Raw genomic sequence first — 9,582 nt, forward strand, 5'->3', positions numbered from 1 at the left:
CCCGGGCCTGGCGGCGCGGCTGCTGGCGCCGGCCGCGCCGGTCGTCGACCTGTTCAGCGCCGGCGCGCCCGACAGCGGCCGCTTCGGCCCGGTGCACTGGCGCGACGACGGCCACTGGCTCTACGGCTGGCTGGACCTGCCCGACGCGGTGGCCGACCTGACCGACGCCTCGTGGCAGGCCTACCGCGACCTGTTCGAGGTGCTGGACGCACGCGGCCGGCCGCCGCTGGTCAAGGTCTGGAACTTCCTGCCGCGCATCAACGACGACGGCGGCGGGCTGGAGCGTTATCGCCAGTTCAACGTCGGCCGCTTCCGTGCCTTCTCCGAAGCCGGCTTCGACGCCTTCGAAGGCGCGCCGGCGGCCTGCGCGCTGGGCCCGCACGAAGGCACGCTGGCGATCCGCTTCCTGGCCTCGCGCGGCGCGGTGCGGCCGCTGGACAACCCGCGCCAGGTGGCGCCGTACCGCTATTCGCAGCGTTTCGGCCCGCGCAGCCCGAACTTCTCGCGCGCCGCGCTGGCCGACGCGGGCGACGGCCGGCTGGCCTTCTTCGTCAGCGGCACGGCCAGCATCGTCGGCGAACGTTCGGTGCACGAAGGCGACGTGCGGGCCCAGCTCGCCGAGACGCTGCGCAACCTGGACGCGCTGTGCGAGCAGGCGCGCGCCCGCGGTGCGGCGGCGGTGTCGCCGGCCGACCTGGACTGCGTCGTCTACCTGCGCCATCCCGAGGATCTCGCCGTGGTGAAGGCGGCTTTCGAGGCCGCCGTCGGTCCCGATTCGGTGGCTGCGCGCGGCGCGGTCTACGTCGAGGCCGACGTCTGCCGGCGCGAGCTGCTGGTCGAGATCGAGGGCCACGCGCTTCTGGCCGGGGCGCTGCGCGGCTGATCCGCGCCGCCTGCGCGCGGCCTGTCATCGAACCGTCTCGGCGCGTGAAACGCCGCGTCACACAAGCTCCCTAAGTTCCAGGTTTCTTCAACACCTGGAACCTGGGAGCCATGTACAAGAGCCTTCAGCGGTACTCGACCCTCGCGCTCGCGGCGGCCGCGCTGTTCTCGCTTTCCGCCTGCGGCGGCGGTGACGACGACGACGGCCCGGCGTTGCCGAAGAACGTCATCGTCATGATCAGCGACGGGGCGAGCTGGAACACCTGGGAGATGGCCGCCAACTGGCAGGCCGGCGTCAAGGCCAACGACCTGCCGGCCTACGCTGCGATGCCGGTGCGCCTGGGCATGACGACCTTCCCGCTGACGACCAGCACCACCAAGACCGACACCGCCGAGACGACGCTCAGCTACGACCCGGCCAAGGCCTGGGACACCACGCTGGTGACGGCGGCGGGCTGGATCGGCGGCTCGACCGGCAACGACTACACGACCGCGATCGCCGGCTACCAGTACCTGCGCCAGAACGTCACCGACTCGGCCGCCGCCGGCACCGCGCTGGCCAGCGGCCACAAGACCTACAACAACGCGATCAACGTCGACAACTTCGGCAACCCGGTCGAGTACATCACCCAGATCGCGCGCGCGCAGGGCAAGGCCACCGGCGTCATCACCTCGGTGCCGTTCAACCACGCGACGCCGGCCGCGTTCGGCGCCCAGAACGCCTCGCGCAACGCCTACAACGCGATCGCCAAGTCGATGCTCGAGACCGGGCCGCTGGACGTGCTGATGGGCGCCGGCCACCCCGAGTACGACGACAACGGCCGCGCCTGGGCCGACATCGACCCGACCTGCGCCACCAACGCCTGCCGCGCCGCCAACACCTACATCGCCGCCACCGAGTGGCAGCGCCTGAAGGCCGGCACGCTCAAGCCCGCCGGCGCCACCGCCGCCTGGAAGCTGATCGACGACAAGGCCGACTTCGAGAAGCTCGCCGCCGGCACGCTGAGCTACGACGGCCCGATCTTCGGCATCCCGCGCGTGGCCTCGACGCTGCAGCAGGCGCGCCAGGCCGCGGTCAAGGGCAACGACGCCGCGCAGCCCAGCGGCGTCGCGCTGAACACGACCGTGCCGACGCTGGAGACCATGACCAAGGCCGCGCTGGCGGCGCTGGGCAAGAACCAGAAGGGCCTGTTCCTGATGGTCGAGGGTGGAGCCGTCGACTGGGCGGCGCACGCCAACCAGACCGGCCGCATCATCGAGGAGCAGGTCGACTTCAACCGCGCGCTCGCCGCGGTCAACGCCTGGGTCGAGAAGAACAGCAACTGGAACGAGACGCTGCTGATCGTCACCACCGACCACGGCAACGCGCTGCCGCTGGGCACGGCCTCGGACAGCACCGCGTTCCAGCCGATCACCAACGCCGGTGCCGGCCAGCTGCCGCAGCTGCGCTGGTGGTCCGACAACCACACCAACGAGGTGGTGCGTGTCTGGGCACGCGGCAAGTACGCCGAGAAGATGAACCAGTACGCCCGCGGCCGCGACGCCCAGTTCGCGGCGCGCATCGGCCACAACGCCGACGGCAGCTACATCGACAACACCGACATCTTCGGCATCGGCAAGGCGGCGCTGGGCCGCTGACGCCGCGCCGAGGCGCACCGGGCGCCCCTCGCGGGGCGCCCTTTCGTCTTTTCCACCGGGTTCCCGATGATCAGCTTCTCGACTCGCCGCCTCGCCCTGCTGGCGTTGCTGGTGGCGGCCGTCCCGGCGGCCGCCGGCCAGCTCTGCCGCGACGGCCGGCCGGCGCCTTCGGGCCTCGTCGTGCGCAGCGACGGCAGCATCGTCGACACACAGCGCCGGCTGCAGTGGCAGCGCTGCGTGGTCGGCGTCTCCGGCCCGCGCTGCGAGCGCGGCCAGGCCGAGCGGTTCCCGGCGCTGCAGGCGCTGGATTTCGTCACCACCTACAACCGCGGCGGCGGGCAGGGCGGGCACCGCGACTGGCGGCTGCCGACGCTGGCCGAGCTGCGCAGCCTGGTCGCCGCCGACTGCGTCAACCCCGCGACCGACCTCAAGCTCTTCCCGAACGCGCCGCAGGCGCAGCTCTGGAGCCGCGACGTCGACGGCGGCGTGGCCGCCTACGTCGACTTCCGCGACGGCTACGCCGCCCGCGACGACATCAACCTCGCCAACCCGATCCGACTGGTGCGCGACCTGCCGGCGCCGCGGCGGCGCTGAGCCGCCACGGCCTTCAGCGCCGCCGGCTGCCGCCGACCAGCGAACCGAGCACGCCGCGGATCAGCTCGCGGCCGACGGCCGAGCCGATGCTGCGCATCGCCGAACGTGCCGCGGCTTCGGCCAGGCCTTCGCGCTTGCCGCCACGCGGGCCGGTGCTGCCGAACAGCGTGTCCTTGAGCCCGTCCAGCAGGCCGCCGCCTTCCGCCGGTGCCTGGGCGCCCGGCGGCAGGCCGGCGGTGGCGGCCGGGGCCGTCGTGGCGCGGCCCTTCAGCCGTTCGTAGGCCGACTCGCGGTCGACGGTCTTCTCGTAGACGCCGGCCACCAGCGACCCGGCGATCAGCGCCTGGCGCTCGGCCGGCGTCACCGGGCCGATGCGGCTGCCCGGCGGCAGCACGAAGACGCGTTCGGTGACGCTGGGCCGGCCCTTGGCGTCGAGGAAGCTGACCAGCGCCTCGCCGACACCGAGCTCGGTGATCGCCGTCGTCAGGTCGCCGAGCTTGGGGTTGGCGCGCATCGTCTCGGCGGCCGCCTTCACCGCCTTCAGGTCGCGCGGCGAGAAGGCGCGCAGCGCGTGCTGCACGCGGTTGCCGAGCTGCGCGAGCACCGTCTCGGGCACGTCCAGCGGGTTCTGGGTGACGAAGTAGACGCCGACGCCCTTGCTGCGCACCAGGCGCACGACGAGCTCGATGCGCTCGACCAGCACCGCCGGCGCGTCCTTGAACAGCAGGTGCGCCTCGTCGAAGAAGAACACGAGCTTGGGCTTGTCCAGGTCGCCGACCTCGGGCAGCGCCTCGAACAGCTCCGACAGCATCCACAGCAGGAAGGTGGCGTACAGGCGCGGCGCGTTCAGCAGCTTGTCGGCGGCGAGGATGTTGACGACACCGTGGCCATTCACGGTCTGCATGAAGTCGGCGATGTCGAGCATCGGCTCGCCGAAGAAGCGGTCGCCGCCCTGTTCCTCGATCTGCAGCAGGCCGCGCTGGATGGCGCCGATGCTGGCGCTGCTGACGTTGCCGTACTCGGTGGTGAACTCGCGCGCGTTCTCGCCGACGTGCTGCAGCATCGCGCGCAGGTCCTTCATGTCCAGCAGCGCCAGGCCCTGGTCGTCGGCGATCTTGAACACCAGGTTCAGCACGCCCTGCTGGGTCTCGTTGAGCGCCAGCATGCGCGACAGCAGCAGCGGCCCCATGTCGGAGACGGTGGCGCGCACCGGGTGGCCCTGCTCGCCGAAGACGTCCCACAGCGTCGTCGGGCAGGCGAAGGGCTCGGGCGTGTCCAGGCCGCGTTCGGCCAGCACCGCGGCGAGCTTGGGCGAGACGCTGCCACGCTGGGTGATGCCGGTCAGGTCGCCCTTCACGTCGGCCATGAAGACCGGCACGCCGAGTTGGCTGAAGCTCTCGGCGAGCTTCTGCAGCGTGATCGTCTTGCCGGTGCCGGTGGCGCCGGTGATCAGGCCGTGGCGGTTGGCGAGCGCGGGCAGCAGCTCGCAGACGACGTCGCCGTGGCGGGCGACGAGGATCGGTTCGGACATCGTGGAGCCCCCGGTTCTGGCTGTCTTGTCGAGGCGGCCGGCAGGACGCCGGCATGGGTCGCGCGAGTCTAGCGCCGGCCCCGGCGCCCGCTCTTGCGTCCGGGGGCCGGGGGCACCCGGGGGCCACCGCTAAAATCGCGCCCTTCGCTGAGGAAGCGCGCCGACTTTCCGTCACCCCGACCCCGAACGGCGCTACAGGAGATTCCCCCCATGGCCGGACATTCCAAATGGGCCAACATCCAGCACCGCAAAGGCCGCCAGGACGAGAAGCGCGGCAAGATCTGGACACGCGTGATCCGCGAGATCATCGTCGCCGCCCGCCAAGGCGGCGGTGATCCGAACGCCAACCCGCGGCTGCGGCTGGCGGTCGACAAGGCCAAGGCGGCCAACATGCCCGCCGACACCGTCAAGCGCAACATCGACAAGGCCACCGGCAACCTCGAAGGCGTCAACTACGAGGAGATCCGCTACGAGGGCTACGGCATCGGCGGCGCGGCGATCATCGTCGACTGCATGACCGACAACCGCGTGCGCACCGTCGCCGAGGTCCGCCACGCCTTCAGCAAGTACGGCGGCAACCTGGGCACCGAAGGCTCGGTGGCCTTCCAGTTCAAGCACTGCGGCCAGCTGATCTTCGCCCCCGGCACCAGCGAGGACGCGGTGATGGAAGCCGCGCTCGAAGCCGGCGCCGAGGACGTGGTCACCGGCGAGGACGGCTCGATCGAGGTGCTGACCTCGCCGGCCGACTTCCAGGCCGTGAAGGCCGCCCTCGAAGCCAAGGGGCTGACGGCGGAGGTCGCCGAGGTCACGATGCGCGCCGAAAACACCATCGCGCTGGCCGGCGAAGACGCCGCGCGCATGCAGAAGCTGCTGGACGTCATCGAGGACCTCGATGATGTGCAGGACGTCTTCCACAACGCGGAAATCGAAGCATGAAGGTTCTCGTGATCGGCGGCGGCGGCCGCGAGCACGCCCTGGCGTGGAAGCTCGCGCAGTCCCCGCGCGTGCAGCACGTCTACGTGGCGCCGGGCAACGGCGGCACGGCGGCGGACGCCCGGCTGCGCAACGTCGCCATCACGGACCCGGCGGCGCTGGCCGACTTCGTCGTCGCCGAGAAGGTGGCGCTGACGGTCGTCGGCCCCGAGGCGCCGCTGGCCGCGGGCGTCGTCGACGTCTTCCGCGCACGCGGGCTGCGCATCTTCGGCCCGACGCGTGCGGCGGCGCAGTTGGAAAGCTCCAAGGCCTTCGCCAAGGACTTCATGAAGCGCCACGGCATCCCGACGGCGCGCTACGAGAGCTTCACCGAAGCCGCCGCGGCGCACGCCTACGTCGACGCCCAGGGCGCGCCGATCGTCGTCAAGGCCGACGGCCTGGCGGCCGGCAAGGGTGTCGTCGTCGCGATGACGCTGGACGAGGCGCACGCCGCGATCGACACGATGCTGGGCATTCCCGGCGGCCGTGTCGTCATCGAGGAGTTCATGGAAGGCGAGGAGGCCAGCTTCATCGTCGTCGCCGACGGCACGACGGTGCTGCCGCTGGCCACCAGCCAGGACCACAAGCGCATCTTCGACGGCGACCGCGGCCCCAACACCGGCGGCATGGGCGCCTATTCGCCGGCCCCGGTGGTCACGCCCAACGTGCACGCCAAGGTGATGCAGGAGATCATCCAGCCGACGCTGGCGGGCATGGCCAAGGACGGGCATCCGTTCACCGGCTTCCTCTACGCCGGGCTGATGATCGACGCCCAGGGCCAGCCGCGCACGGTGGAGTTCAACTGCCGGCTCGGCGACCCCGAGGCCGAGGTCATCCTGATGCGGCTGAAGACCGATCTGGTCGAACTGCTGCTGGCGGCCACCGAAGCCAAGCTCGCCGACGTCGCGCTGCAGTGGGACCGCCGCGTCGCGCTCGGCGTCGTGATGGCCGCCGCCGGCTACCCGGCCGAACCGCGTGCCGGCGACGTCATCAGCGGGCTGCCGGCCGAACGCGAGGACCTCGTCGTCTTCCACGCCGGCACCAAGGTCGTCGACGGCCAGACCGTCACCAGCGGCGGGCGTGTGCTCTGCGTCACCGCGCTCGGCGACTCGGTGCGGCTGGCGCAGCAGCGGGCGCTGGAAGGCGTGCACGCGATCGCCTTCGACGGCGCGCAGTGGCGCAACGACATCGGCCACCGGGCCATCCGCCATTGAACGCCGCCGTCGACACCGCGGCGATGCGCCGCTGGCTGCTGGAGCTGCAATCGCGCATCGTCGCCGCGGTCGAGGCCGAGGACGGCACGCCGTTCCTGCGTGACGCCTGGCAGCGCCCGGCCGGCGGCCGGCTCGAAGGCGACGGGCTGACCCAGCTCGTCGAAGGCGGGCCGCTGATCGAACGCGGCGGCTGCAACTTCAGCCACGTCAAGGGCGCGGCGCTGCCGCCGACGGCCACCCAGCACCGGCCCGAGCTCGCCGGTTCGCCCTTCGAGGCGCTGGGCGTGTCGCTGGTCATGCACCCGCGCAACCCGCACGTGCCGACGACGCACATGAACGTGCGCCTGTTCGCCGCCTTCCCCGAAGGCCGCGCGCCGGTCAGCTGGTTCGGCGGCGGCATGGACCTGACGCCGTACTACGGCGTCGAGGACGACGCGCGCCACTTCCACCGCGTCTGCCGCGACGCGCTGGCACCCTTCGGCGAGGACAAGTACCCGCGCTTCAAGCGCTGGTGCGACGAGTACTTCTACCTGAAGCACCGCGACGAGCCGCGTGGCATCGGCGGCGTGTTCTTCGACGACTTCGCCGAGGGCGGCTTCGACGCCGACTTCGCGATGGTGCGTTCGGTCGGCGAGGCCTTTCTCGACGCCTGGCTGCCGATCGTGCGCCGGCGCCGCGACACGCCTTACGGCGAACGCGAACGCGACTTCCAGTGCCTGCGCCGCGGGCGCTATGTCGAGTTCAACCTCGTCTGGGACCGCGGCACGCTGTTCGGACTGCAGAGCGGCGGGCGCACCGAGAGCATCCTGATGTCGATGCCGCCGGTCGTGCACTGGGGCTACGACGCCAAGCCCGAGCCCGGCACGCCCGAGGCGCGGCTGTACACCGACTTCCTGCGTCCGCGCGACTGGCTCGCCGAGTGAAGCACGCGCCCGCGGCCGCCGGCCGCCGCATCGGCCTGTTCGGCGGCAGTTTCGACCCCGTGCACCGCGGCCACGTCGCGCTGGCGCACGAGGCGATGAAACAGCTGGCGCTGGACGGCGTGCTGTGGGTGCCGGTCGGCCAGCCGTGGCAGAAGGCGAGGGCGCTGTCGGCGCCCGAGCACCGTGTCGCGATGCTGGAAGCGGCGGTCGAAGGCGAAGCGCGTTTCGCCGTCGACCGCCTCGAGATCGAGCGCCCGGGGCCCAGCTACACGCTGGACACCGTGCGCGAGCTGCAGCGGCGCGAGCCCGGTGTGCGCTGGGTGCTGCTGATAGGCGCCGACCAGTACGCCGGGCTGCACACCTGGAACGGCTGGCGCGAGCTGCTCGCGCGGGTCGAACTGGCCGTCGCCGCACGGCCGGGCGTCGCGCTGGTGGCCGATGTCGAGGTGGCGCGCCACCCGCACGCGCTGGCGCTGCTGCCGCTGGCGGTCGACGTGTCGGCCACCGAAATCCGCCGCCGGGCCGCCAACGGCCTGGACATCACCGAATTGGTGCCGCCGCAGGTGGCACGCTATATTGACCAGCACGCCCTTTACCGGGCCGCATCCGGGAGCTGAATGGACATTCGCAAGCTGCAACGGGCCATCGTCGATGGCCTGGAAGACGTCAAGGCGCAGAACATCGCCGTCTTCAACACCGAGGCCCTGTCGCCGCTGTTCGAGCGCGTGATCATCGCGACGGCCACCAGCAACCGTCAGACCAAGGCGCTGGCCTCCAGCGTGCGCGAGACCGTCAAGGCCCGCGGCATGGAAGTCCTGTCCACCGAGGGCGAGGACAACGGCGAGTGGATCATCGTCGACTGCGGCCAGGCGGTCGCGCACATCATGCAGCCCGCCATCCGCGAGTACTACCACCTCGAGGAGATCTGGGGCGGCAAGGCGGTGCGCGTGAAGCTCGGTGCCACCGGCGGCGGCCTCGTCAAGGCCTCCGAGCCGATGGACGAGGCGCCGAAGAAGCCCGCAGCCAAGAAGGCGGCCAAGAAGAAGGCCGCCGACAAGGTGGCGGCGCGCCAGGCCGCACGCCCGGCGGCCAAGAAGGCGGCCGCCAAGGCGCCGGCGCGCAAGACCGCGCGCCGCGACGCCGACGCCGGCCTGCCGGTGTCGACCGTGAAGGTCGGCACGCCGAAGAAGCCGGCGGCGAAGAAGGCCGCGGCGCCGCGCAAGCCGGCCGCCAAGCCGGCCGCCAAGGCCCCGGCGCGCAAGACCGCCGCGCGCAAGACCGCACGCTGAGGTGAAGCTGCTGGTCGTGGCCGTGGGCCAGCGCCAGCCGGCCTGGGCCGACGAGGCCTGGGCCGATTTCGCCAAACGCTTCCCGCCCGAGATGCGGCTGGAGCTGAAGGCGCTGAAAGCCGAGCCGCGCACCGGCGGCAAGACCGCCGCGCAGTGCATGGCCGCCGAAGCCGCACGCTTCGAGGCGGCGCTGCCGCGTGGCGTGCGCCGCGTGATCCTCGACGAACGCGGCACGCGGCTGGACACCGTCAAGCTGGCCGAACGTGTCACCCACTGGCGTGGCGAAGGCCGCGACGTGGCCCTGCTGATCGGCGGCCCCGACGGGCTGGACCCGGCGCTGAAAGCCAGCGCCGACGAGACGCTGCGCCTGTCGGACCTGACGCTGCCGCACGCCTTCGCGCGCGTGCTGCTCGCCGAGGCGCTGTACCGCGCCTGGACGCTGGCCACCGGCCACCCTTACCACCGCGAATGACCGGCTCCCTCTCCCGCAAGGCGGGAGAGGGCAGGGGTGAGGGTGCCTGCGCGCCACGAGCNCNCNC

At 71.9% G+C, this 9,582-nt stretch carries 10 protein-coding genes; 9 read left to right on the forward strand and 1 reads right to left on the reverse strand.

The features are described 5' to 3' along the window. The 3 genes from RBXJA2T_RS00210 to RBXJA2T_RS00220 all read left to right on the forward strand — a co-directional run. The coding region (locus RBXJA2T_RS00210; protein ID WP_009855284.1) for a chorismate transformation FkbO/Hyg5 family protein at positions 1 to 883 on the forward strand (883 nt) is incomplete at its 5' end. 110 nt (positions 884 to 993) lie between these two features. Next, positions 994 to 2,520: an alkaline phosphatase gene (locus RBXJA2T_RS00215; RefSeq protein ID WP_009855285.1), complete on the forward strand. Its 1,527-nt coding sequence runs from the start codon at positions 994 to 996 to the stop codon at positions 2,518 to 2,520. Positions 2,521 to 2,586: 66 nt separating this feature from the next. Beyond that, positions 2,587 to 3,114: an Lcl C-terminal domain-containing protein gene (locus RBXJA2T_RS00220; RefSeq protein ID WP_009855286.1), complete on the forward strand. Its 528-nt coding sequence runs from the start codon at positions 2,587 to 2,589 to the stop codon at positions 3,112 to 3,114. A gap of 13 nt (positions 3,115 to 3,127) precedes the next feature. Here the strand turns inward: RBXJA2T_RS00220 and RBXJA2T_RS00225 are convergent, their stop codons facing one another. After that, positions 3,128 to 4,645 carry a helicase HerA-like C-terminal domain-containing protein gene (locus RBXJA2T_RS00225; protein ID WP_009855287.1) on the reverse strand — a complete coding sequence of 506 codons (1,518 nt, stop codon included), beginning with the start codon at positions 4,643 to 4,645 and terminating at the stop codon, positions 3,128 to 3,130. 210 nt (positions 4,646 to 4,855) lie between these two features. On the opposite strand from RBXJA2T_RS00225, the gene RBXJA2T_RS00230 reads away from it, so the two are divergent. The 6 genes from RBXJA2T_RS00230 to rlmH are packed head-to-tail and all read left to right on the forward strand — an operon-like array spanning position 4,856 to position 9,515. Next, a complete protein-coding gene (locus tag RBXJA2T_RS00230; protein WP_009855288.1) occupies positions 4,856 to 5,581 on the forward strand; it encodes a YebC/PmpR family DNA-binding transcriptional regulator in 726 nt (241 codons plus the stop codon). Beyond that, positions 5,578 to 6,831, forward strand: a complete 1,254-nt coding sequence (purD, locus tag RBXJA2T_RS00235; RefSeq protein WP_009855289.1) for a phosphoribosylamine--glycine ligase — start codon at positions 5,578 to 5,580, stop codon at positions 6,829 to 6,831. The genes RBXJA2T_RS00230 and purD overlap by 4 nt, the downstream gene beginning before the upstream one ends. Continuing rightward, entirely contained in the window at positions 6,828 to 7,754 is a 927-nt protein-coding gene (gene hemF / locus RBXJA2T_RS00240; protein ID WP_009855290.1) for an oxygen-dependent coproporphyrinogen oxidase, read from the forward strand. Before purD ends, hemF begins: the two co-directional genes overlap by 4 nt. Continuing rightward, the gene (gene nadD, locus RBXJA2T_RS00245) at positions 7,751 to 8,371 is read left to right on the forward strand and encodes a nicotinate-nucleotide adenylyltransferase (RefSeq protein WP_009855291.1); all 621 of its coding nucleotides are present in this window, start codon (positions 7,751 to 7,753) and stop codon (positions 8,369 to 8,371) included. The genes hemF and nadD overlap by 4 nt, the downstream gene beginning before the upstream one ends. Next, positions 8,372 to 9,043: a ribosome silencing factor gene (gene rsfS / locus RBXJA2T_RS00250; protein WP_009855292.1), complete on the forward strand. Its 672-nt coding sequence runs from the start codon at positions 8,372 to 8,374 to the stop codon at positions 9,041 to 9,043. It abuts the gene before it with no gap. A 1-nt stretch (position 9,044) separates the two neighbouring features. Beyond that, positions 9,045 to 9,515: a 23S rRNA (pseudouridine(1915)-N(3))-methyltransferase RlmH gene (gene rlmH, locus RBXJA2T_RS00255; protein WP_009855293.1), complete on the forward strand. Its 471-nt coding sequence runs from the start codon at positions 9,045 to 9,047 to the stop codon at positions 9,513 to 9,515. Positions 9,516 to 9,582 lie beyond the last annotated feature (67 nt).

Source organism: Rubrivivax benzoatilyticus JA2 = ATCC BAA-35 (assembly GCF_000190375.1).
In the GTDB taxonomy this organism is placed as follows: Bacteria; Pseudomonadota; Gammaproteobacteria; order Burkholderiales; family Burkholderiaceae_C; genus Rubrivivax; species Rubrivivax benzoatilyticus.